Annotated in this window: 18 protein-coding genes; 12 read left to right on the top strand and 6 right to left on the bottom strand. The window is 69.4% G+C overall.

Going from position 1 to position 23,443, the window contains the following annotated elements; translation table 11 throughout:
* Nucleotides 1-23 precede the first annotated feature (23 nt).
* Nucleotides 24-425: a DUF7144 family membrane protein gene (locus LTV02_RS20135; RefSeq protein ID WP_233032876.1), complete on the top strand. Its 402-nt coding sequence runs from the start codon at nucleotides 24-26 to the stop codon at nucleotides 423-425.
* Here LTV02_RS20135 and LTV02_RS20130 read toward each other — a convergent pair.
* Entirely contained in the window at nucleotides 412-720 is a 309-nt protein-coding gene (locus LTV02_RS20130) for a hypothetical protein (RefSeq protein WP_233032874.1), read from the bottom strand. The two genes, LTV02_RS20135 and LTV02_RS20130, sit on opposite strands and share 14 nt — an antisense overlap.
* 625 nt (nucleotides 721-1,345) lie before the next feature.
* Between LTV02_RS20130 and LTV02_RS20125 the strand changes: the two genes are divergently transcribed.
* Together LTV02_RS20125 and LTV02_RS20120 are read left to right on the top strand one after the other, a co-directional pair.
* Entirely contained in the window at nucleotides 1,346-3,793 is a 2,448-nt protein-coding gene (locus LTV02_RS20125) for a BTAD domain-containing putative transcriptional regulator (protein ID WP_233041427.1), read from the top strand.
* 234 nt (nucleotides 3,794-4,027) lie between these two features.
* Nucleotides 4,028-4,786: an MmyB family transcriptional regulator gene (locus LTV02_RS20120; RefSeq protein WP_233041426.1), complete on the top strand. Its 759-nt coding sequence runs from the start codon at nucleotides 4,028-4,030 to the stop codon at nucleotides 4,784-4,786.
* A 3-nt stretch (nucleotides 4,787-4,789) separates the two neighbouring features.
* On the opposite strand, the gene LTV02_RS20115 is transcribed toward LTV02_RS20120, so the two are convergent.
* Together LTV02_RS20115 and LTV02_RS20110 are read right to left on the bottom strand one after the other, a co-directional pair.
* A complete protein-coding gene (locus LTV02_RS20115) occupies nucleotides 4,790-5,086 on the bottom strand; it encodes an MGMT family protein (protein WP_233041425.1) in 297 nt (98 codons plus the stop codon).
* Nucleotides 5,086-5,871 carry an alpha/beta fold hydrolase gene (locus LTV02_RS20110; protein WP_233041424.1) on the bottom strand — a complete coding sequence of 262 codons (786 nt, stop codon included), beginning with the start codon at nucleotides 5,869-5,871 and terminating at the stop codon, nucleotides 5,086-5,088. Before LTV02_RS20110 ends, LTV02_RS20115 begins: the two co-directional genes overlap by 1 nt.
* 115 nt (nucleotides 5,872-5,986) lie before the next feature.
* Between LTV02_RS20110 and LTV02_RS20105 the strand changes: the two genes are divergently transcribed.
* The 4 genes from LTV02_RS20105 to nudC all read left to right on the top strand — a co-directional run bounded on the left by LTV02_RS20105 (nucleotide 5,987) and on the right by nudC (nucleotide 15,598).
* Nucleotides 5,987-9,493 carry an ATP-dependent helicase gene (locus LTV02_RS20105; RefSeq protein WP_233041628.1) on the top strand — a complete coding sequence of 1,169 codons (3,507 nt, stop codon included), beginning with the start codon at nucleotides 5,987-5,989 and terminating at the stop codon, nucleotides 9,491-9,493.
* Between the two features lie 70 nt (nucleotides 9,494-9,563).
* On the top strand, nucleotides 9,564-13,487 hold the full coding sequence (locus LTV02_RS20100) for an ATP-dependent helicase (RefSeq protein ID WP_269821641.1): 3,924 nt from the start codon (nucleotides 9,564-9,566) through the stop codon (nucleotides 13,485-13,487).
* A 99-nt stretch (nucleotides 13,488-13,586) separates the two neighbouring features.
* The gene (locus LTV02_RS20095) at nucleotides 13,587-14,645 is read left to right on the top strand and encodes a potassium channel family protein (protein ID WP_408639379.1); all 1,059 of its coding nucleotides are present in this window, start codon (nucleotides 13,587-13,589) and stop codon (nucleotides 14,643-14,645) included.
* 47 nt (nucleotides 14,646-14,692) lie between these two features.
* On the top strand, nucleotides 14,693-15,598 hold the full coding sequence (gene nudC, locus LTV02_RS20090; RefSeq protein WP_067716143.1) for an NAD(+) diphosphatase: 906 nt from the start codon (nucleotides 14,693-14,695) through the stop codon (nucleotides 15,596-15,598).
* Nucleotides 15,599-15,703: 105 nt separating this feature from the next.
* On the opposite strand, the gene LTV02_RS20085 is transcribed toward nudC, so the two are convergent.
* Nucleotides 15,704-15,955 carry a mycoredoxin gene (locus LTV02_RS20085; protein ID WP_269821640.1) on the bottom strand — a complete coding sequence of 84 codons (252 nt, stop codon included), beginning with the start codon at nucleotides 15,953-15,955 and terminating at the stop codon, nucleotides 15,704-15,706.
* A gap of 80 nt (nucleotides 15,956-16,035) precedes the next feature.
* Between LTV02_RS20085 and LTV02_RS20080 the strand changes: the two genes are divergently transcribed.
* Together LTV02_RS20080 and LTV02_RS20075 are read left to right on the top strand one after the other, a co-directional pair.
* Nucleotides 16,036-16,455: an SRPBCC family protein gene (locus LTV02_RS20080; protein WP_233041421.1), complete on the top strand. Its 420-nt coding sequence runs from the start codon at nucleotides 16,036-16,038 to the stop codon at nucleotides 16,453-16,455.
* Between the two features lie 25 nt (nucleotides 16,456-16,480).
* Nucleotides 16,481-16,954, top strand: a complete 474-nt coding sequence (locus tag LTV02_RS20075) for a MarR family winged helix-turn-helix transcriptional regulator (RefSeq protein WP_233041420.1) — start codon at nucleotides 16,481-16,483, stop codon at nucleotides 16,952-16,954.
* Nucleotides 16,955-16,997: 43 nt separating this feature from the next.
* Here the strand turns inward: LTV02_RS20075 and LTV02_RS20070 are convergent, their stop codons facing one another.
* Nucleotides 16,998-18,239, bottom strand: coding sequence for a low temperature requirement protein A (locus tag LTV02_RS20070; protein WP_233041419.1), 1,242 nt, complete (start codon nucleotides 18,237-18,239; stop codon nucleotides 16,998-17,000).
* Between the two features lie 251 nt (nucleotides 18,240-18,490).
* Between LTV02_RS20070 and LTV02_RS20065 the strand changes: the two genes are divergently transcribed.
* The 3 genes from LTV02_RS20065 (at nucleotide 18,491) to LTV02_RS20055 (ending at nucleotide 21,774) form a co-directional block, all read left to right on the top strand.
* Nucleotides 18,491-20,641 carry an ATP-dependent DNA helicase UvrD2 gene (locus tag LTV02_RS20065; RefSeq protein ID WP_233041418.1) on the top strand — a complete coding sequence of 717 codons (2,151 nt, stop codon included), beginning with the start codon at nucleotides 18,491-18,493 and terminating at the stop codon, nucleotides 20,639-20,641.
* 287 nt (nucleotides 20,642-20,928) lie between these two features.
* Entirely contained in the window at nucleotides 20,929-21,303 is a 375-nt protein-coding gene (locus LTV02_RS20060) for a hypothetical protein (protein WP_067716130.1), read from the top strand.
* A gap of 237 nt (nucleotides 21,304-21,540) precedes the next feature.
* Complete coding sequence (locus tag LTV02_RS20055; protein WP_233041417.1) at nucleotides 21,541-21,774, top strand: WhiB family transcriptional regulator; 234 nt, start codon at nucleotides 21,541-21,543, stop codon at nucleotides 21,772-21,774.
* 254 nt (nucleotides 21,775-22,028) lie between these two features.
* Here LTV02_RS20055 and LTV02_RS20050 read toward each other — a convergent pair whose 3' ends face one another.
* Nucleotides 22,029-23,414 carry an ABC1 kinase family protein gene (locus tag LTV02_RS20050; protein WP_233041416.1) on the bottom strand — a complete coding sequence of 462 codons (1,386 nt, stop codon included), beginning with the start codon at nucleotides 23,412-23,414 and terminating at the stop codon, nucleotides 22,029-22,031.
* Between the last annotated feature and the right edge of the window lie 29 nt (nucleotides 23,415-23,443).

The raw sequence follows: 23,443 nt of genomic DNA, 5'->3' as shown, positions 1-23,443 counted from the left end.
CACCGAGCGAACAGGGGCAGACCATGACCGAACATCCGGTGCGACAGGGCATTGCGGCGGGCACCTCGATCGGGGCGGCGATACTGCTGCTCACCGTGAGCGTGCTGTCGGTGCTGGCCGGGATCTCCGCCGTGGCCGGCGACGACCTGTATGTCGTCGGGCCCGAATACATCTACAGTTTCGACGCCACCGCCTGGGGCTGGACCCATATCGTGCTGGGCGCGCTGCTCGGCGTCTGCGGCGCGGGACTGCTGGCGGGCACCATGTGGGGGCGGATCGGGGCCATGTTCCTGGCCGCCCTGTCGATCATCGCGAATTTCCTGTGGCTGCCGCACTATCCGTGGTGGTCGCTCGCCATCATCACCCTGGACGTGGTGGTGATCTGGGCGGTCGCCACCTGGAAGACCGGTGTCAGGACCGCATGAGCACCACGAACGGCGCATGATCGCAGACGCTGTAATGGCTCCAATTCCACAGCGCCACCGAGTCGATGGTGGCGCCGGAGCGCAGCCACATGCGCCAATCGTGGGTGGTGCGCTCCCAGAGATGTCCGCAGCGATCCCGGTAGAGGCCGGGCGGCACCGCGAGCTCATCGGGCCGGAACCAGGCGATGGGCTCGCGGGGATGGGCGGCGGCCAGGCGATCGATCGCCCGGGCCACCGCCTCGGCCGGGCGGACCAGATAACCGACAAAGATTCGAAGCAGACCGGTTCTCCGCATAATGGCTCCCTGCCGCCGGAATTGTTCCCGATGCGACTTCGAGCAATCCGCCAGCGGTCGGTCCGAGTCGCGAGCAATCCGCCAGCGGTCGGTCCGAGTCGCGTACTGCATTCGAGGCCCGCCTTCCCTCAGCTGGTTCCAGTAGCATCCGCAACGCGACTTCCCGCCGACTTTCGATTCCGGGGCGGGGAGCGGGGGCAGTGCGATTTCCACGGCCGCAATGCACATTTTGTGAAAACTTGCAATGACCTGGCTTGCCAGTTTGTGTGCGGTAACAGTAACGACCTCGGCGTATGTGGACGTTTCACTTCGCAATCGGCTCGCAACTCGATTTGCAAGCCCTCAATTCGGAGGCCGCGCAAACCTTTCCGGGATGCGCTCGGAATAAGTGTGGACGGTCGGATGTTTGCCGATCCCACCGCGAATCCCGCCCGGCCGGCAACGGCGACGACCGGGGCGGGCGTGTGATGCGCCTCATATCCGCCCATCGAAATCGGTAAAGCTGCGGCGACACGCAATGACGGCGTTTCACCGAAATATCTGGCTGGTGGCTAACATTCAGCATCGAGCGAGATGGGAGGCCTCGCAGCTGTCCCGAGAAAAATGGGCACACGCCGGAGTTGTGATGAGCGAATGGTCGATTCGAGTACTCGGTCCCCTGCAGATATTCGTCGACGGGCGACCCGCGAGCACCGGCGGGCGCATCCGCCGCGCCCTGCTGGGCCGCCTGGTGCTGGCGCACGGCCAGCCGGTGACGGCGGGCCGGCTGGTGGACGACATCTGGGAGGGCGCGCCGCCCGCCACCGCCGCCGCGGTCCTGCAGGTCCAGGTCCACAACCTGCGCCGGGTATTGGAACCCGACCGCCCGCCGCGCGTCCCCGCGGGCGTCCTGGTCTCCGAGCCCGGCGGCTACGCCCTGCGCCTGCCCGCCGCGGCGGTCGACGCCTGGGAATTCGAAGCGCTGCTGCACGATTACGAGCAGGCGGTCCGCGACACCCTGAATTCCCCCGACTCCGAAACCCGCTGCCGTCTGCTGGATGCCGCTCTCGATCGCTGGCACGGCCGCCCGTATGCCGCCTTCGAGGACGCCCCCTGGGCCGCCGCCGAATCCGCGCGCCTGGCCGACCTGCGGCTGCTGGCCGCCGAGCTCAGGGCCGACGCCGCCCTCGATCTGGAGCGCCCGGCCGAAGTCCTTACGGGCTTGCACCGCACCGCCGCTGAGCATCCCGAACGCGAGGAAACGGCCCGTCTGCTGGCCACCGCCCAATACCGCCTGGGCCAGCAGACCGAGGCATTGGCCACCCTGCGCCGCACCCGTGACTACCTGCGCAATGACCTCGCGGTGGACCCCGGTCCCCGCCTCCAGGCGCTGGAATCCGCCATCCTCAACCAAGATCCCGCCCTGACCGCCGGTCGGTCCGACTCACTCCCACTCGCGACCGGCCGTCGAAGACCGCGGCCGACCGGCTCGGAACCCGCTGCGCACGAGAAACATTCGCCACCGGCCGGGACCGGTCCGGCCGAGATCGCCGCACCGGAAGCGACCACGGTCATGCCGGAATCGGAGAAGTCCACCATCGGTGTGCCCGAGTCGGCGGCGGAACCCCGGCCGGAATCGGCGGCCCGATCGGCCGAGATCGCCAGGACCGGAACGGAATCGGCGGTAGCCGCCGACTCGGGGCAGGGATCGGCGGCGGGCCTGGTCGAGCCCGCGACCCCCGCCGCGGAGACCGTGGCCCGGGCGGCCGGGTATGTCGCGGCGGCGGCGCGGACCGGGATCGGGGCGAGTGCGGAGATCGACTCGATTCGGTTGTGGCAGACGGCTATCGACCTGCACGAGTTGGCGGGGCACGGGGCGCGGGACGCGGAACACGGCCAGCGGGTGGAACTTTCGGAGGCGCGCTGCGAGCTGGTGGCGGCGCTGGCGGGGGCGGGGCGGAGCGAGGCGGCGCGGCGGGCGCGCACCGAAGCGGTCGAATCGGCGGTGGAACTGGGGGAGCGGGAGCTGGTCGTGCGTGCGCTCACCAGTTGGCGCGCGCCGGTCGCCTGGCCGCTCCGGGATCGGCTCCGGCCCGACGCGGCCATCGAGCACGCGCTCGCCGACGCACTCGAGACGGCGGAGCACCCGTGGGAGCGCGTAGCACTGCGCACCGCAATGGTTTTCGAGGCCGATCCGCTCGGCCCGCAGCCGGTCCTGGAGTGGGCGCGCGAGGCGGTCGGCGGGGCCGCCGGGGATCCGGTGCTGCACTGCGGCGCGCTCAATGCCTTGGCCGCGGTATTGCTCGAGCGGGGCGCGTGGACGGAGCTGCCGGACGTGGCGGGGGAGCTGGAGCGCGCGGCCATCCTGGCGGGGCGCACCGACTATCTCGCGCTCGCGCACTATCTGCACCTGCGGATCGCCTGCGCCGGTGCGGATCTGACCGAAGCGATGCGTCAGCAACGGCTGGCGGCCGCGTTCGCCGACGCGGCCGGGGCGGGGGTGTTGACGCCGGCCCTGGACTCCTTCACGGCGGCCACCGTGCTGCTGGGCGGCGATCCGGACGGCGCGGAGCAGCTCTACCGGGATCGCGACGAGCAGGCCGGAGCGCTCGGCGCACCGAATCGGCGCGAGTTCCGGCTGCTGGGCCGGGTGGCGGTGGATTGGGCGCGCGGCGATCTCTCCGGCCGGGTGGACGAACTCGCCGCAGCGAGCCGGGCACTACCCGGCGATCTGACCCATATCTATACGATGTCGCTCCTGCACGCCGGTGAAATAGCGAGGGCCGCAATAAGTTTCGAAATCGGCGGCACCCTCGACCCGGCTCGTGGGACCCCGGTCGGCACCGTCTTCCGTGCGCACGCCGCCCTGGCCCTGGGCGAACCCGGTGAATTGCGCGCGCTGTTCCATCGCCTGCGCCCGTACGCCGGAACGGTCGCCGGAGCCGAGACCGGAACTGTCGTTTTCGGCCCCGTCGACGAACTCCTCGCCGATCTCGCGGCCGCACTGGGCAATTCCGCAATAGCTTCTCGATATCGCACCGCGGCAACGGAACTCATGGCGCGGATTCGCTCGGTAACCATTGCGGGACCTTGATCCGAAAGATGATCGGAGAGCTTTTGGCAAACTCAGCGCAATCTATGTAATCCGTTGTACCCCTGTGGAGTTCGAAGTCACAATCCCTTGCCATGCGGTCACCGCAATGAGATGGATAGGCTCGCAATGAATTACCTTGTCCTAAATCGAGTAGGAAAACCAGGACAGCGAGGAGCGCCGATGGCACCGATTGCAGAGTGCGTCCAAAGACCCGGAAATCTACAACCACCGACCTTGGGTAGGCAGTTGCGCCGACTGCGCGACGCCCGCCGGATATCCCGCGAGCGCCTGGCCTTCAACGCGGGCGTAAGCGCCAGTTACATCACGCATTTGGAGAACGGCAATCGCGAACGCCCCACCCGCGAGGTGCTGCGCGCGCTGGTCCGCTACCTGGATCTGGTCGGCCCGCTCTCCCCGGTCGAACACCGGCATCTCAATGATCTGGCCGGTTTGGGCGCCCCGGACTATCCCAGCGTCGACGAGTTACGCGGCGAGATCACCGAAGAAATGGTGGACGCCCTGCACCTGCACGAGCCGAATCTCGCCGCCTATCTCGATACCCACTGGAATCTGCTGGCGTACAACGAAAGTTATGCCCGCGCCTTCCCCGGACAGGTCCGCGACGGCAATGTCCTGCACTGGCTGCTGGGCAATGCCCAGGCCCGGCGGGTGCTGCCGGAATGGGAGCAGGAGGTCCGGCTCAGCGTGCACTGGCTGCGCGGGCTCATCGCCAGTTCCGGCGATACCGCCTCGTCGGTCGCGTTTCTCGCCGAACTCGGCCAGTACGAACTGTTCTGCCGATACTGGGACGAGGGCATCGTCACCTACGGGCGGGAAGGGGCGCGGATGCGCCTGCGCGATCCGGAGTCCGGGACGCGGCACACCATTGTGGCGCAGATGTTCCGGGTCGATTCGGTGGCGCACTCCGAACACATCAAGATCTTCCTCGGGATTCCCGCCGAAATCGGCCGGAAGTGCACCCGCCGGAAGTAGGCGTCAATCGAAAACGAAACGCGCCCTGCGCAAGTCGACGCGATCGCCCGCGAGCGGACAGCCCTCCTCGGCCAGCTGCCGCAACTGCCGGTGCGCGAGATGCGGCGCCGGAGTGCCGTCGGCCCGCAGCACCCGATGCCAGGGCAGATCGGCGGAATCGGTGCGCATGATCCAGCCGACCGTACGCGGCGTGGACAGGCCCGCGGCGGCCGCGATATCGCCGTAGGTGGCGACCCGCCCGGGTGGAATGGCGGCGACCAGTTCGCGCACCCGCTCGATATCGGCGTCGGAGGTCGGCATCAGAGCCCGCCGAGCAGTTCGCGCAGCAGTGCGGCGGTCGGGGCGGGACGGGATTGGGCGACCATGTGATCGCAATCGAATTCGCGCACGGTCAGATTGTCGCTGAGCCGGTCGGCGAGCGCGGCCCGGAACGCGGGCGTGACGAACGGCGGATCCACCCGCATGGCCTGCACCAGCACCGTCGGCAGGTGCGCCGGGGGCAGCACGAAATCACGGGCCAGCTGACCCCAGAAGGCGATGATCGCGGGCATGGCCAGCCGCCAGCCCACGCGGCCGTTCGCGGTGGGCACCAGGTGCTCGGCCAGTTCGTCGGCGAGCAGCTCCGGGTCCACCTCCGCCCACGCGGTCTCCAGCTTGTCGCGGCGCGCCTGCTCCACATCGGCGTAATCCGGGTGCTCCAGCATGGAATTCGCGATGTGCAGCATGAATTCCGGGTCCAGCCCGATCGCCGGATCCAGCAGCGCCAGCCCGCGCACCAACTCCGGATACCGATGCGCCAGATGCACCCCTGCGGCCGCGCCGAACGAATGCCCGAGCACCACCGCGGGTTCGCTCGTCTCGGCTTTCAGCAGTTCGGCGAGATCATCGGCGACGGTTTCGAAATCCCACGGCGGCACGCCGGGCGACCTCCCGTGCCCCCGCAGATCCGGAGCGATAATCCGCAGGTCGGACAGATACTCGTCGGCCAGCGCCCGCCAGCGTCGGCCGTGACCGGTCAGCCCGTGCAATGCCAGCACCACCGGACCGGTCGAAGGACCGAAGCGATGAATATGAAGATCGGACACGCGCCCATTCTGCTGCCTGCGCCGGACATGAACACCCGCTGCCCTGTGATCGGCGGCACGGACAACTCATGGCAAACGAAACCTGTCGGGGCGATCTGTTGAAATAGCCGACGTGATGCGATCGGATAGCTCGGTGCAATTGGTGCGCCGGGCCGAGGCGGTCTCCCGTCCCCGGGAGTGGGACGCCGCTATCGCGCCGCTGTTCGCCGACACCCTGCCCGATCCCGGCTGGCGGCCCTGGCAGGTGCTCGGCGGGCCCGGGACCGGCAAGACCGCGCTGCTGGTGGATCTGGCCGCCGCGCGCATCCTGGCCGGGGCCGATCCGGAATCCGTGCTGCTGCTCACCTACACCAAGCGCGCCGCCACCGCCGTCCGCAATGCCGTCACCGCCCGCATCGCCGCCACCGATCCCGAACTCGGCGGGGTGCCCGGCGCCACCCGCGGCCCGCTGGTCCGCACCCTGCACTCCTACGCCTTCGGCCTGCTGCGCGGCTTCGCCACCGCACGCGGCAATCCGCCCCCCCGGCTGCTCACCGGTTCCGAACAGGACATCGTGATTCGCGAGATGCTGCGCGGCGATCTGCTCGACGGCGCCGCCGACTGGCCCGAGCGCCTGCATCCCGCGCTGCCCGCCGCCGGGTTCGCCGAACAGCTGCGCGATCTCATGCTGCGCGCCACCGAACGCGGCCTCGGTCCCGAAGACCTGGTGGAACTCGGCCGCACCCACCGCCGGGCCGAATGGGTCGCCGCCGGCCGCTTCTTCGAGCGCTACGAACAGATCCAGCTGCTGCGCTGGTCGGTCGGCATGGACGTGCCCGAAGCCAGCGCCCCCGCCCTGGACGCCGCCGAACTCGTCACCGCCGCCCTCGAAGCCCTCGCCGCCGACCCCGAACTCCTGATCGCCGAACGCGACCGCCTGCACACCCTCCTGGTCGACGACGCCCAGCATCTCGACCCGCACGCCGCCCAGCTCGTCCGGGCCCTCGGCAGCGGCGGCGCGACCACCGTCATCGCCGCCGACCCCGACCAATCCGTCTTCACCTTCCGCGGCGCCGACGCCCGCTTCGCCGCCGACCTGGACACCCCCGCCGATCACCGAATCACCCTGCGCCACAACCATCGCGGCGCCCCGGCCATCCAGGAGGTCATCTCCCGCATCACCGCGCGCCTCCCCGGCGCCGGCCGCCACCGCACCCCACCCGCCACGACCGATTTCCGCTCGGATATCGCCCCCGGGGATGGGGTGGAACCGCCGGAAGAGACGGATCGAATCGATTGGGAGGGAGAGTCTTTCGCGGGGGAAGTGCGGGTGCAGGTGCTGACTACGCCCGCCAAGGAGGCCGCGCTGATCGCGGATCATCTGCGGCGGGCGCATCTTTCGCACGGGGTGCCCTGGTCTCGGATGGCGGTGATCGTGCGCTCGGTGCCGCTGTCGCTGGCTCCGCTGCGGCGCGCGCTGCTCGCGGCCGGGGTGCCGGTGCGGCAGCCGCCGGCCGAGGTGCCGCTGGCACGGCGGCGCGGGGCGGCGTGGATGCTGTCGGCGTTGCGGGCGGTCACGGCGGGTGATCCGACGGCCGTACGGCATCCGCGGCCGATCGAGTTCAGCGCGGACGATGCGCTCGATCTGCTGGCGGGGCCGCTGGGCGGGGCGGATCAGATCAGCCTGCGACGGTTGCGGCGCGGTATTCGGCGGACCGTGCTGGAACTCGGCTATCCGGAGCGGGAGGTCACGGAGGCGGACGGAGACGAACCGCTGCCGGGATCGGCTGCGGCCGAAGGGGATACGGCCATTGCGGCCCGGGTTGTGGCGGATTCGGCAACGCTGGGGGAGGCCGAGACGGCGGATCGGTATGCGGATCTGGATCGATCGTCGGCCGAGATTCTGCGGGATCTGCTGGTGGGCAATGGGAATCGGGTGATTCTGGAGCGGCTCACCGATGTGGAGGCCGCACCGCTGCGGCGGGTGTTGAAGGCGCTGGGGCGGGCGCGGAAGAAGCGGCGCGAAGGCGGCGGGCTCGAAGACGTGATGTGGGGGATCTGGACCGGCTCCACCCTGGAGCGGCGCTGGGTGGGGCAGTCCGAGCGCGGGGGAGCGGTCGGGATGCAGGCCGATCGTGACCTGGACGCGGTGGTGGGGCTTTTCGAGGCGGCGGCCGCGTACGTGGACCGGCTGCCGCGCGCCACCATCGAAGGCTTCGTGGAATACCTGGAGCAGCAGGAGATTCCACAGGACAATGCGCCGCATACCGATCCGGGTGCGGCGGTCACCATTTGCAGCGCGCACGCCGCCGCCGGGCGCGAATGGGACACGGTGGCGGTCGCCGCCGTGCAGGAGGGGATCTGGCCGAACCTGCGGCCGCGCGGCAGCCTGCTCGGCGTCGAGGATCTGGTGGATCTGCTTGCCGGAGTGGGGGATACCGGTGAGCGGGTGAGCCGTGCCGCCCCGCTGCTCGCCGAAGAGCGGCGATTGCTGCTGGTGGCGTGCGGCCGCGCGCAACGCTCGCTGCTGGTCACCGCCGTCGAATCCGTCACCGGCGACCAGGATCTGGTGCCCTCGCGTTTCCTCGCCGAACTCGACGCCGACGCCGCCGACGGGCAGCCCGGCAAGATCCCGCCGCCGGTCGATCCCGGCCGGGCGCTCGCCATGCACGCCCTCATCGCCGAATTGCGTTCCGTGGCTTGCGATCCCGAAACCACCCCGGAACGCCGCACCCGCGCGGCCCATCAGCTCGCCCGGCTGGCCGACGCGGGCGTGCGCGGCGCACATCCCGGCGACTGGTACGGCACCGCCGAACTGTCCTCCACGAACCCGCTGTGGGACAGCACCGACGGCGCCATCGCCCTGTCCCCGTCCACCGTCGAACAGCTCAAGACCTGCCCGCTGCGCTGGGCGCTGGAACGCCACGGCGGCGGCGACGGCGACAATCCGCACGCCCTCAAGGGCAATCTGGTGCACACCCTGGTCCAGGCCCTCGCCGGTCAGGTCGACGAGGCCCAGGTCAAACAGGCCCTCGCCAAGGCCTGGAAGAAGATCGACCCCACCGCCCGCGACGGCGAGAACTGGTACTCGCGAGCCGAATTGCGCCGCACCGAAACCATGGTCGACACCTTCCTGGCCTGGCTGCGCAATACCCGCGACGAACTCACCGCCATCGGCGTCGAAGTCCCCGTCGACCTCACCCTCCCGCCCCGTACCCCCGATGGCCATCCGGTCCGCATCTCCGGCCGCGTCGACCGCGTCGAACGCGACGCCATGGGCCGCTTCGTCATCATCGACGTCAAAACCGGCAAGACCCCCATCTCCAAACAGGCCGCCGAAGACCACGCCCAGCTCGCCACCTACCAGGTGGCCGCCGCCTCCGGCGCCTTGGGCGAAGGCGACCCCGGCGGCGCCCGCCTGGTCTACGTCGCCAAACCCAGCGCCAAGGAAGGCGCCACCCAGCGCCTGCAACCCACGCTCGACTCCGACGGAATCGACAACTGGCGCACCGTCATCCACGACGCCGCCGACTCCTCCAAGGGCCCAAGCTACCTGGCCATGCGCAATGACGGCTGCCGCCATTGCAAAGTCGCCGGCAGCTGCCCCGTCCAGGACACCGGACGGCAGGTGACGGACGAGTGAAGTCGTCCCACCCCCGGTCGCCCCGGCCCTGCGCCGCGGGCGCCGGTCACGCCGTGGATGTCGCGGCAGCATGGCTCAGCTCCGCGGATGCCGCGGGCGGGTGGCCGCGGCGCACCTTCGCGACGTGCCGCCGCGCGGAGTCGTCGCGGTGACGGAGCGGATTTCTCCCCAGCAGCTCGCCGCCGCGCTCGGGTTGCCGACGCCGACCGACGAACAGGCTGCCGTCATCGCCGCCGAACCCGGGCCGACGCTGGTCGTGGCGGGGGCGGGCGCGGGCAAGACCGAGACCATGGCGGCTCGCGTGGTGTGGATGGTCGCCAACGGATTGGTCGAGCCGGAGCAGGTGCTGGGGCTCACCTTCACTCGAAAAGCCGCCCAGCAGTTGACCACTCGTATCCGGACCCGGCTCGCCCGGCTGGCCGGGGCGCCGATCGTGCGGGACATCGACCCGACCGGTCACCTGCGCGCGCTGCTCACCGGGTCGGAACCGGAGATCAGCACCTATCACTCCTACGCCGGCCGGCTGCTCACCGAGTACGGTCTGCTGCTGCCCGTCGAACCCACCGCGACGCTGCTCACCCAGACCCAGCTCTGGCAACTGGCCTATCGCGTCGTTTCGACCTGGGACGGTGACCTCGATACCGATCGCAGTCCGGTGTCGGTGACCGAAGCCGTGCTGGCGCTGTCCGGCCAGCTCGCCGAACATCTCGTCGAACCGCACCAATTGGTCAGCGCCCATCGCGAACTCGACCGGCTCGTCCACACCCTGCCCGCCGGACCCCGCCAGAAGGGCGGACCCAAGAAGGCGCTGCTGGACCTCCTCGAGGTCCAGCACGAACGCGTCACTCTGCTGCCCCTGGTACAGCGCCTGGCCGACGAACTCCGCCGCCGCGGCGCGCTCGATTTCGGCGCGCAGATGTCGCTGTCCGCTCGGCTCGCCGCCGTCCACCCGGAAGTCGGTGCGGCCGAACGCGCCCGGTTCCGTCTGGTCCTGCTCGACGAGTACCAGGACACCGGTCATTCGCAGCGCATCCTGCTCTCCTCCCTGTTCGGCGCGACCGGGCCGGGCGAACCGCTGGGCGAGGCGACCGGCGCGGGTGCGCCCGAGGACCTCTCCGGTGACCGAAACGCCCAGCCGGAAGCCACTTCCGGCCGGATCGGGTCCGGTCTCGGGAACGGGGACGGTGCCGCTGGAGCGGCCGGACAACCGCTGGCGGTGACCGCGGTCGGCGACCCGATGCAGTCGATCTACGGCTGGCGCGGGGCATCGGCGGCGAACCTGCCTCGGTTCGCCACCGATTTCCCGGTGGCGCCCGGCGTACCCGCGCCGATCCTGCCGCTGCTCACCAGCTGGCGGAATCCGCCCGAGGCGCTGGATCTGGCGAACCTGGTGGCGGATCCCTTGCGGCGCAAGGCGATCGAGAGCGGCGGGGTGACAGTAGACGCCCTGCGCCCGCGCCCGGACGCGACACCCGGCGTGGTGGCGCTGGCGCTCGCGGAAACCGTTGCCGAGGAACGGGATTGGGTGGCGGAACGGATCGCGGCCGAATGGGAGGCGGCGGCCGACGCCGGTGAGCCCGCGCCGACCTCGGCGGTGCTGGTGCGCCGCAATGCGGATGCCGCGCCTTTGGCGGAAGCCTTGCGGGAGCACGGATTACCGGTGGAGATCGTCGGTCTGGGCGGACTCCTGCACACCCCCGAGGTAGCGGATATCGTCGCCACCCTGCGCTTGATCGCCGATCCGGCGGCGGGCAGCGCGGCGGTGCGCATTCTCACCGGAGCCCGGTGGCGGATCGGCGTGGCGGATATCGCGGCCCTGTCGCGGCGGGCCCGGGAGCTCTCCATCCGGCGGCCGGGCGGACCGGCGCAGGAGATCAGCGACACCGCGACGCTGGACGAGGCCTTGCGCGAGGTCGCACCCGAACCGTCCGAGCGGGCCGGGCTGGGCGACGCCATCGCCGATCCCGGTGCGGTGGACCAGTATTCGTCCGAGGGCTACACGCGCATCGTGGCCCTCGGCCAGGAACTCACCGCCCTGCGCGAGCGCAGCGGCCAGCCCCTGTCCGAACTGGTCGCCGATGTGGAACGCACCATCGGAGTCGGCGTCGAAACCCAGGCCCGCCGCGCCCACGCCGCCGCCGGCCGCGAACACCTGGACGCCTTCGCCGACGTCGTCGCCGGTTACGCCGTCGACCACCGCTCCTCCCTCACCGGCCTGCTCGACTTCTTCACCGCCGCCGAGGAAGTCGAAGGCGGCCTGGAACCCGGCGAGGTCGAGGTGGCCCACGACCGCGTCCAGGTTCTGACCGTGCACGCCGCCAAGGGCCTGGAATGGGAGGTGGTCGCCGTCCCGCACGTGGTCGACGGCACCTTCCCCTCCGGCACCGGCACCACCACCTGGATGGGCGCGCTCGCCGAACTCCCCACCGGCCTGCGCGGTGATCGCCGGCAGGACGACGGCGCGGGCGAAGGCGTCCCCGTCCTCGACCTGTCCGACATCTACGACCGCGCCGACCTCGAACACGCCCTCGACGAACACAAGAAGGCCCTGGCCCGCCGCCGCATAGACGAGGAACGCCGCCTCTTCTACGTCGCCCTCACCCGCACCGAACGCGTCCTGCTGGTCTCCGCCCACCACTGGGCCGAATCCGGCTCGAAACCCAAGGGCCCCTCCGACTTCCTCCTCGACCTGAAACAGGCCACCGAAACCCCCGGCGCCGACCTGGCCCGCGCCGTCCGCATCGACCGCTGGGACGATCCACCCCTCCCCGACACCACCAACCCCTTCACCGACAACCCGCCCACCGCCGAATGGCCCCGCGACCCCTTGGGCGCGCGCCGTGAATTCGTAGAAGAGGGCGCGGAGTTGGTCAAACGCGCCCTTGCCGCCCTCCGCGAGGCCGCCCGCCCGCAACAAGCCGAATTCGACTTCGGTCCGGAATTCGAAACTCCCGCAACGGATTCGAGAAAGCGCGCGCGGAAGTCCGCACCGAGGGGCGCTACCACCGCCGCCGCGTTCGACGCCGACTCGACCGCCTCCGTTCCGGCGGCCGACGGCGCGCCCTCGGCTCCCCCGTCCGACGAGGATGCTGCGGCGGAGTTCGACCCGGCCACCGCGGACGATCCGGAAGGCTGGGGGTCCGACGTCGATGCCCTGATCGCCGAGCATCTCGCCGCGGAACAGGCGGTGCGCGAGGTGGAGCTGCCCGGTCAGCTGGCCGCCACTTCGCTGGTGGATCTGCGGTCCGATCCCGCGAAACTCGCTGCGCGCCTGCGTCGTCCGCTGCCGTATCCGCCGAGCCCGTTCACCCGCCGCGGTACCGCCTTTCATGCCTGGTTGCAGCGCTGGTTCGGGGCCGGCCGGCTGCTGGCATTCGACGAATTGCCCGGCGCCGCCGACGGCTCCGACCGGGACGCCGAGCTGATGCGGTTGCAGGAGGCGTTCCTGGCCTCGCAGTGGGCCGATCGCAATCCGGTCGAGGTCGAGGTGTCGTTCGAAACCACACTGGCGGGCACCGTGATTCGCGGGCGCATGGATGCGGTGTTCCCGCGACCGGACGGCGGATGGACCGTGGTCGACTGGAAGACCGGCTCGGAACCCACTGTGGCCGAAGCGGATTCGGTGTCGGTGCAGCTCGCCGTGTATCGCCTGGCGTGGGCGCGGCTGGAGGCGGCGCGCACCGGCCTGCCCGAGGCGGCGCTGCTGGACCGGGTCGACGCGGCCTTCCATTACGTTCGCACCGGCCGCACCATCGCCCCCGAATATCTGCCCGGCCCGGCCGAACTCGAACATCTCATCCGCACCAACGCCCCCGAGCGGGAGGAGCCGGCGCCGATCGCGGATCCGGTGCGCCGCGCCGCGCCGTCCCCGGAATCCCGTGCGCTCGACGTGGATTCCCTGCGCGCCCACCCCGGCCTGCCGGACTGGGCCCCGCCCGACGACTTCGAACCGCCGCCCGATCCGGAATCCCTGCCACCCGACCCGATCCGATAGCCGCGACGCGCGCCGGTCGAGGCCGCGATTTCGGGCGCGGCCCGGTACGCTCCGGTCCTGTGCCGCACCTAGACGTCCCCGAAATGGCCGGTGATTCCCGTGTTCGGTGATTCGTCGCGTGGTATCGGCAGGCTCACCGACCGCCCGGACCATGCCCTGGTGGGCGTGCTGCGGGTGCCGACCGAACAGATCAGTCCGTGGATCTCGCTGGCGCGGCGGCTCGGCCTGGCGCTGTTGCTGCTGGCCATCGCGACCGTCGTGGTCTATATCGGCCGCTCCGGCTACCACGACAACGCGCGCGAAGAGATGTCGATGCTGGACGCCGCGTACTACGCGACGGTATCGCTGTCGACCACCGGCTACGGCGACATCACACCGGTCACGCCGGAAGCGCGATTGGTCAATATCCTCGTGGTGACGCCACTGCGCATCTTCTTCCTCATCGTGTTGGTCGGCACCACCCTGTCGGTGCTGACCGAACGATCCCGGCAGGCGTTCAAGATTCAGCGATGGAGGCACACCGTGCGCAATCACACCGTGGTCGTCGGCTACGGCACCAAGGGCCGGACCGCGATCGACGCCATGCTGGGCGACGGCGTGAAGCCCGCCGACATCGTGGTGGTCGACACCGACGCGCAGGTGCTGGAGACCGCCGCGAACGCCGGACTGGTCACCGTGCACGGCTCCGCCACCAGATCCGATGTGCTGCGCCTGGCCGGGGTGCAGCAGGCCGCCGCGGTCGTGGTCGCCGCCAATCGCGACGACACCGCGGTGCTGGTCACCCTGACCGCCCGCGAGATCAATTCCAAGGCCCGTATCTCCGCCGCGGTCCGCGAGGCCGAGAACACCCATCTGCTGCGCCAGTCCGGCGCGGATTCGGTGGTGGTGTCCTCCGAGACCGCGGGTCGCCTGCTCGGCATCTCCACCACCACCCCCACCGTCGTCGAGATGATCGAGGACCTGCTCACTCCCGAAGCCGGTTTCGCCATTTCCGAGCGGGACGTGGAACCCGAGGAGATCGGCGGCTCGCCCCGCCACCTGCGCGACATCGTGATGGGCGTGGTCCGCGCGGGCGAGCTCATCCGGGTCGGCGATCCCGAGGTGGACGCGCTCGAGACCGGCGACAAACTGCTGTATCTGCGCCGCGTCCACAACTGAGGCCGCTCGTTCGGCGCCGCGCCACCCCGCCCGGCTAGTCTCGAACCGTGTCTTCGTTCGAGTTGAATGCCGTTCCGGTGCTTTCCCGTTCCGCCCTCGACCGAGCGGAGGATCTCCGCTCGGATGAGCAGGCCCTGAAAGAGGGCTGGGCGCAAGCGAAATTGCTACGCATGAACAAGCGCGGCCAGGTGCGCGTGATCGACGGCACCGTGGTGCTGGACGCCGCCGTGTCGCTGGCCGCCGAACCGGCCCCCGAGGCGGTGTTCCTGGGCGTCGACGACGGCCTGCACCTGTGGGCGGTGCGCGACAACGAGATCGACGGCGAGCTGACCGATCTGCGCGCCTTCGGCACCACCCTGGAGCTCGACGATTTCGGCACCGGGCTGCTTTCCACCGCCATCGCCCTGCTGAACTGGCACGACAAGGCGCGTTTCAGCGCCGTCGACGGTTCCGCCACCCGGGTCACCAACGGCGGCTGGTCGCGCACCAACGAGGCGGGGTACGAAGAATTCCCGCGCATCGACCCGGCCGTCATCTGCCTCATCCACGATGGCGGCGACCGCGTGCTGCTGGCGCGTCAGCACACCTGGCCGGAGGGATTGTTCTCGCTGCTGGCCGGTTTCGTGGAGGCGGGGGAGTCCCTGGAGCGCTGCGTGGAGCGTGAGATCAAGGAAGAGGTCGGCGTCGATGTGCGCGCGGTCCGCTACCTGGGCAGCCAGCCGTGGCCGTTCCCGCGTTCGCTCATGCTGGGTTTCGCCGCGGAAGCCGATCCGGACCAGCCGTTGAACTTCCACGACGGGGAGATCGCCGAGGCGCACTGGTACACCCGCGCCGAGGTGCGCGAGGCCCTGGAAGCGGGCGCGTGGGGCACCAAGGCCGATGTCCGCCTGCTGCTGCCCGGTTCGATCTCGATCGCCCGGACCATCGTCGAATCCTGGGCCGCCGCAAGCTGATCCGGATTCGCCGCCGAGGGCGGCGACAAGGGCAAGCCGCACGCCTCGGGCGTGCGGCTCGGTATTTCAGGGGTTCGGGGGCGAGGCCCCCGAGAGCTGGGCCTCTCAGCTGATCGCTGCGAGCGCCTCTTTGACCTGCACCAGCGTGGGGTTGGTGGCCGTGGAACCGTCCCGGTACTTCACCGTCGGCACCACATGGTTGCCGTTGTTGACGCTGCCGACGAACTCGGCGGCTTCGGGGTGGTCTTCGATATCGATCACCTCGTAGGTGATCCCGGCCTCGTCCAGCTGCTTCTTCAGCCGGCGGCAGTAGCCGCACCAGGTGGTCGAGTACATGGTCAGGTCGGTAGCAGTCACGGATTGTGCAACATACTCCCCTCCGATCATGTTCCCCGGCCGGGGTTGACCGGATAATAGTATGCGCGCATACTAAATCCATGACGATCATCGCCGAAGCCACCGCCACCTCGACCGCCGCGCCCGAGACCTTCTTCGCCATCTGGGGCGATATGGCGTCCTGGCCGGAGTGGAATCAGGACACCGAATGGGTGAGACTCGACGGCCCCTTCGTGCAGGGCGCGACCGGCACCCTCAAGCCCAAGGGTGGTCCCAAGGTCGGGTTCGTGGTGGAGAAACTCACCGACACCGAATTCGTGGACGTGTCCAAGCTCCTCGGCGCGCGCCTGGTCTTCGCCCACGAGGTGACCACCGGCGAGGTCACCACCGTCACCGTCCGCGTCAGCATGGAAGGCCCGCTGCGCCGGCTCTGGAACAAGATCATGGGCGCGGATCTGGCCGAGTCCGTCGCCCCCGACCTGGCCGCGCTGATCAAGGTCGCCGAGGGTGTCCGGGCGTGAGTACGGCCCGCGCTATGGTCGGGCGGTGACGGCGCACGGTGGAAATCAGGGACTGCACACCGATTTCGAGAACGCCGACGAGAGTCCCGGGCTGTTGCTGTGGCAGGTGACCAATCGCTGGCAGGCCGCCCAGCGCGCGGCGCTCGCGCCGTTCGATCTCACCCATGTGCAATTCGTGCTGCTGGCCTCCCTGACCTGGCACACCGGGCGGTCGGGCGGGGAGCCGGTGATGCAGCGCGATCTGGCCGAGCACGCGGCCACCGATCCGATGATGACCTCGCAGGTGCTGCGGGCGCTGGAACAGAAGGGGTTGATCGAACGGCGCGATCACCCCACCGATCGGCGGGCGAAATCGCTGGTGCCCACCGAAACCGGTGCGGCGCTGGTCAATCGCGCGATCACGGCCGTCGAAGCCTGTGATCGCGAGTTCTTCGCACCCCTGGGAGTCGCGATTCCGCGGTTCGCCACGGACCTCCGGCGCTTGCGCGACCGCGACTGAGCCGGCGACGGTCGAGCCGCTCGGGGCTCGCGCCGCGTGTCTCTCAGGCGGGCGCACCGCTGTTCGGCCGCCGCCGGTCCGACCGGCCCCACTTGCCCGCGGCCCAGGTCTCCCACAGCAGCGGCCAGACCACGAGTACCGCGACGCCACAGACCAGGGGGAGCGCGGTGAGGTGGGCGCCGATCGCACCCAATCCGAGCGCCAGGATCGCGCACGGGATCGGCCAGGCCAGCGTCCAGCGCCAGCCCACCCCGCTGCGCAGCGCGCTCACCGCCGCGATCACGAAATAGGCTGCCGCGCCGCCGCACAACGACCAGGCGATACCGGTGGTCAGATGACCCTCGGCGTGTTCGATGGCCAATCCCAGCCCGGCCGCCAGCGTCGCGAGCGCACCGGTGATGGCGCAGTGGGTGAGCATGATCCGCTGCCACGGCACCGCACCCGGCACCACCTGCTCGGTCATCAGGCGCGGGATGAACCCGTACAGCAAGGTCAGCGCCCACAACCCCGCCAGGATCACGAACGCGGCGAACCCGAGACCCAGCACGGTCGCATTCCATCGCACCCCGCCCACCGCGCCGATCACCGCGATCACGCCCTCGCCCAGCACGATGATCACGTACAGCCCGAGGCGTTCCCCCATATGCGCCGGATCGGCGTGCAGCGCTTGGAATTCCGGCACCCGCCCCTCGTCGAACCGCGGCGACTTGCGCAGCTTGGCCAGCCGCCGTTCGAACTGCTCCCGCGCCCCCGCCAGCATCCGCTCCCCGCTGATCGCGAACATGATCCACAGATCCAGCCCCAGCCCGATCACCCACAACCAGTACTTGCCCGGCTCGCCCACCCACAACGACGCGATCCACGGCAGCACCCCCACCGTGAACTGCACGGTCGGCCAATCCACCACGAACCGCCCGCGGCCGAACGCCTGCGCCGACCCGATCCGCACGATCACATACACGGCCGCGAACGTCGTCGCATGCCGCTCCGGAATCCCCGCCACCGCCGCCGCCATCAACCCGAACCCGAGCATGGCCGCCAGCATCAACCCCACCCGAGCCTGCCCCCGGCTGATGTTCCCGTACAGCGTGATACACGCCCACACCATCCAAAACGCCAGATAAAGCACCACATACAACCCGAAGTCCCCCAACCCCGGCCCCTTGTGCAGCAGATGCGTCAACTGCCCGATCCCCGCCACCGCGACCAGATCGAAGAACAACTCGATCCAGCTCGCATGCCGCTCATGGGTCGCGCCGCCCTCGGCCCGTGTTTCGTTCACCACGACCGCACGCTAACCCGATCGCCACCCGTTCGCCGGTTGGCAACACCGACCCACCCTCCCGAAATCCCACGCACCCCTCGGCCCCGTACGCCTCCGGCCCTCGAACCCCCCTCCGCGCCTTCCCGTCAGCCTGGCGTGTGTACCGCCCTCCGGTTCCGGTCCGCGACATGCCGATATGACACCGGGGCCGGCCGGGCGTGGCGCGGGGGCGGGGTGGGATCGGGGGCGCCCTGTCGGACCCGGCTGTCATGATGGTGCGCGTGACTGCCGCGACGACCTCCACGCTTCGGCTCGACGAGCTCGATGCCGAGCAGGCTGCGGCGGTGCGTGCGCCGCGCGGGCCGGTGTGTGTGCTGGCGGGGGCGGGGACGGGGAAGACGCGGACCATTACGCATCGGATCGCGCATCTGGTGTCGGCGGGGCACGTGCGAGCCGATCAGGTCTTGTCGGTGACGTTCACGGCGCGGGCGGCGGGGGAGCTGCGGAATCGGCTGCGGGCGCTGGGGCTGGCCGGTGAGGCGGGGCAGGTGCAGGCGCGCACCTTTCACGCGGCGGCGTTGCGGCAGTTGAAGTACTTCTGGCCGCAGGTGGTGGGGGATGTGCCGTGGCGGTTGATCGACAGCAAGTTCCCGATCGTGGCGCAGGCGGCGCGCGGGGCGGGGCTGTCCACCGACACCGACAGCCTGCGGGACCTGACCAGCGAAATCGAGTGGGCCAAGGGTTCGCTCATCGCGCCGGAGGATTACGCCTCGGCGGTGGCGCGGCGGCATCGGGACGCGCCCTACGACGCGGCCAAGGTCGCGGCCGTCTATTCGGGGTACGAGTCCTTGAAGACCACACCCGACGGTCTGCTGCTCGATTTCGACGATCTGCTGCTGCACACCGCCGCGGCGCTCGAGGACTTCACCTCGGTCGCCGAGGAGTTCCGCGGGCGCTACCGGTGTTTCGTGGTGGACGAGTACCAGGACGTCACGCCGCTCCAGCAGCGCGTGCTCGACGCCTGGCTCGGTGAGCGCGACGATCTGACCGTCGTCGGTGACGCCAACCAGACCATCTACTCCTTCACGGGCGCGAGTCCGGCCTACCTGCTGGACTTCTCGCGCCGCTTCCCCGAGGCGACCGTGGTCCGGCTGGAACGCGACTATCGCTCCACACCGCAGGTCGTCTCGCTGGCCAACCGCGTGATCGGGGCCGCCCGCGGCCGTATCGCGGGCACCAGGCTGCAATTGATCGGCCAGCGCGCCGACGGCCCGGAACCGGTGTTCGCCGAATACGACGACGAACCCGCCGAAGCCGCCGCGGTCGCCAAGGCCATCGGGAAACTGCTCGAAAAGGGTGTTCCCGCAGCCGAAATCGCGGTGCTCTACCGCATCAACGCGCAATCCGAGGTGTACGAGCAGGCGCTCACCGAAGCCGGCATCGCCTACCAGGTGCGCGGCGGCGAAGGCTTCTTCAACCGCGGCGAGGTGCGGCAGGCGGTCCAGGAACTCCGCAAGACCGCCGCCCGCGACGACCTGCCCGATGCCCGCGGCGCGAACCTGGTCACCCTGGTCCGCGCGGCCCTGGCCAAACTCGGCCTCACCAAGGAAGAACCCGTCGGCGTACAGGCGCGCGAGCGCTGGAACTCACTGGTCGCCCTGGTGGAACTGACCGAGGAACTGGCCGAACAAGATTCGGACCTGGACCTGACCGGCCTGCTGCGCGAACTCGCCGCCCGCGCCGAATCCCGGCACCCACCGACCGTGCAGGGCGTCACCCTGGCCTCCCTGCACGCCGCCAAGGGCCTGGAATGGGATGCCGTGTTCCTGGTCGGCCTGGCCGACGGCACCATGCCCATCCAGCACGTACTCGGCCCGGACGCAACGGTTTCCGACGAGGCCGCCCTCGAAGAGGAACGCCGCCTGCTCTACGTCGGCGTCACCCGCGCCCGCGAACACCTCCACCTGTCCTGGGCGCTGGCGCGTTCGGCCGGCGGCCGCAAGATCCGCCGCCGCTCCCGCTTCCTCATCGGCCTGGTCCCCGACGACTCGCCCGCCTCCCGCATCGCCGCCCACACCACCGAACGACGCGGCCCCAAAAAAGTGCTCCCCGGCTGCCGCATCTGCGGCCGCCCGCTGCTCACCACCGCCGCCACCATGCTCGGCCGCTGCTCCCGCTGCCCCTCCGACGTCGACCAGGAACTGCTCGGCGCACTCCAGGACTGGCGCAAGGACAAGGCCGACGAACTGTCCCTCCCGCATTTCGTCGTCTTCAGCGACACCACCCTGACCGCCATCGCCGAACAACGCCCCACCGACGACCGCGCCCTGGTCGCCATCCCCGGCATCGGCGCGAAGAAACTGCAAACCTACGGCGCCGACGTACTCGCCATCGTCAAATCCCGCCTCCGCGACTCCTCGTAGTCGCCCTCCGCATCACCGCGCGCGGGTACTGCTGCCGCGAGGTCGCGACTCCGCGGCGTCGCGCCGCTCGCCGGGGTTCGGTGGCGAAGCCCCCGAGAGCTCCGAGAGGTGGTCTTCACCGCGGCACAGCGTGCGCGCATACCGCACTCGTGCGCAAGACCATAAAACCGCTGGTCAAAAATAGGTTGTGCGCATCCGTATGACTACCTAGAGTCGTTCACATGCACCGGGGTACTCCCGGCGCGCACAGACACCATCGGCATTGAGTAGAGGAAGGAGGCAGAACGATGAACAGCACCGTGAACTTCGGGTTGAACGGCGCTCGCGTCTGCGATGTCAATTCGACGTCCGTCATGTCCGTCGTTTCCGCCTCCCGGCGCATCCTCGCGGCCAGCGATAGCCGCATTCAGGGGATTCGTCTGTCCAGCCTCGGCGGCGATCTTGGTCTTCAGGTCTTTGCAAGCAAAGTCCAAGGGGACAAGCAGATCGTTATGAAGCAGGACAAGCCCATGGGTGGCTGGCAGCCGTCGTTCGCATATGCGAGCACCGGCGCCGACGTAGCAGAAGCCGGAGCCTTCGAGCCGGCCCATCTGCTGGCAGCCCGCCCCCGTACCCACTCAGCGACCGTGATCAAGAGTCGACACCGAAGTCGACTCAGGTAGGGATAACCTCCCGGACCTTTTGGCCACGGATCGCCTCGAAGCGAAACCGTGGCCATAGTTTTATCGGCACCTCAGCCACCGGCACCGGTTTCGCGGAAGACAAGACAGCTGTCCTCCACAAGACAAAGACCGCTGCACGAGCTGAAGGAGCACGACGTGTCCAACACGGTTACCCGTGACCGCGTGACATGCCGCAACACCGTGGCCCCCACTACCCGCGTTCGCCGGGGAGTCACCATGACCCTGCCTTGCCGAGTCGGCAACCCGGACCTGTGGTTCGCCGAGGCCCCCGCCCAGCTGGAAGAGGCGAAGGCGCTGTGCGCCAGCTGCCCGATCCAGAAGGGCTGCCTGTCCGCCGCGCTGGATCGTGCCGACCCTTGGGGTGTTTGGGGCGGTGAGATCTTCGACCAGGGTGTCGTGATCGCCCGCAAGCGCCCGCGTGGTCGCCCGCGCAAGGTCGCGGTGGCATGAGCCGCCCCGCATCGGGGGGCATAGCACGCATACGACCCGCTTACCGAGTGGTAAGCGGGTCGTTTTGCGTTACAAGGGAATTGAACAACTCCCAAACCCTCAGGGGCTTCGCCCCCGAACCCCCGCGGCGGGTCGAGGGAGAACCTCCGGTGGGCTCGGGTTTCGTCCCGAATCCCCTTGTTTGCCGCTCACTGGGCTACGCCTGCTGGGGGTTTCGGGGCTGTGCCCCCGAAGACTCTGATGTGCGCGAGCTTTCAGCTGGCGGTGCGGTATTCCTTGTAGCCGGGGACCCAGTCTTCCATGAGTTTCATGAAGGGGACTTCGGCGTCGAGTTGGGCGCAGATGCCTACGGAACCGCCGAGGACGCGGAAGATCATGATGTGTTCGGCCGGGAGTTGCAGGGCGCGAGCGGTTTTCATCATGTCGGAGTTGGAGATGTCGGTGGCTTTGCCGGCGACGCGCTGCATCCACTTGCGGGTGAAGTGGAAGGTCTGGTCCTTGATGGGATCGGTGAAGGGGCGCAGGTAGTTCTGGATTTCTTCGTGTGTCACCGTTTTGCCGGGAATGACCCAGCCGTTGGCGTACATGAGCTCGACCAGTTCGTCGTAGCGCTGCTCGACTTCCAGGGCCACCATCTGACCGAGAATGGGCGGGAAACCATTCGGCAGTGGAGCGCAGGCCCCGTAGTCGATGACCGCGAGGCGGCCGTCCTCGAGGACCATGAAATTACCGGGGTGCGGGTCGGCGTGCAGCAGGCCCGCGATCGCCGGTGAGCTGAAATGGAATTCACCCATCAGCGTGGCGACGCGATTGCGGAGTTCCACGGTGCCCGCGGGATCCTCCTGGCCCTGTTTGATGACCGAGGCCACCGAGCCGACGCTGTCCAGCCATTCGGTGACGATCACCTTGGGCGCACTCGCCACCACCTTCGGCACCAGGAACCGCGGATGCCCGTCGAAAGCCTTGGCGAACTGGCGCTGATGCCCGGCCTCGATGCGGTAGTCGAGTTCCTCCTCGGTGCGCTCGCTGATCTCCGCGAGCACCGGCTTCACATCCTGGCCCGGAATCACCGAACTGATCACCGAGGCCATGCGGTTCAAGGTCTTCAGATCCGCGCGCAGGGCTTCGTCCGCGCCCGGGTACTGCACCTTCACCGCGACGATGCGCCCGTCGGACCATTCCGCCTTGTGCACCTGGCCGATGCTGGCCGACGCGGTCGGCTCGTCGTCGAAGTGCCGGAACCGTTGCCGCCAGCCGGTTCCCAGCTGCTGGTCGAGCTGCCGGTGCACCGCGGCGGCGGGCATGGGCGGCGCGGCGGCCTGCAGTTTGGTCAGCGCCTCGCGATAGTGCTCGCCGAACTCCTCCGGTACGGCGGCTTCCATCACCGACAGCGCCTGGCCGAATTTCATGGCCCCGCCTTTGAGCTCACCGAGCACCGCGAACAGCTGTTCGGCGGCCTTCTGGTTGAGTTCGGCATTGATTTCTTTTTTGTCGCCCCCGGCCAGCTTGCGACCGAATCCCACGGCCGCTCGTCCGGCGATGCCGAGCGGAATCTTGGCCAACTTGGCATTGCGGGAGGAGCGCCGGCTCACAATCTCTGACACGTCCCCATCATGCCGATGTCTCAGACGGAGTGCCATGGGAATTGGGCGTTCTCGCGGGTCATGGA

It is taken from the genome of Nocardia yamanashiensis (assembly GCF_021183565.1).
Taxonomy (GTDB): Bacteria; Actinomycetota; Actinomycetes; order Mycobacteriales; family Mycobacteriaceae; genus Nocardia; species Nocardia yamanashiensis.
Note: the sequence above shows the minus strand (reverse complement) of the source record. Positions and strands in the feature narration are given on the sequence as shown.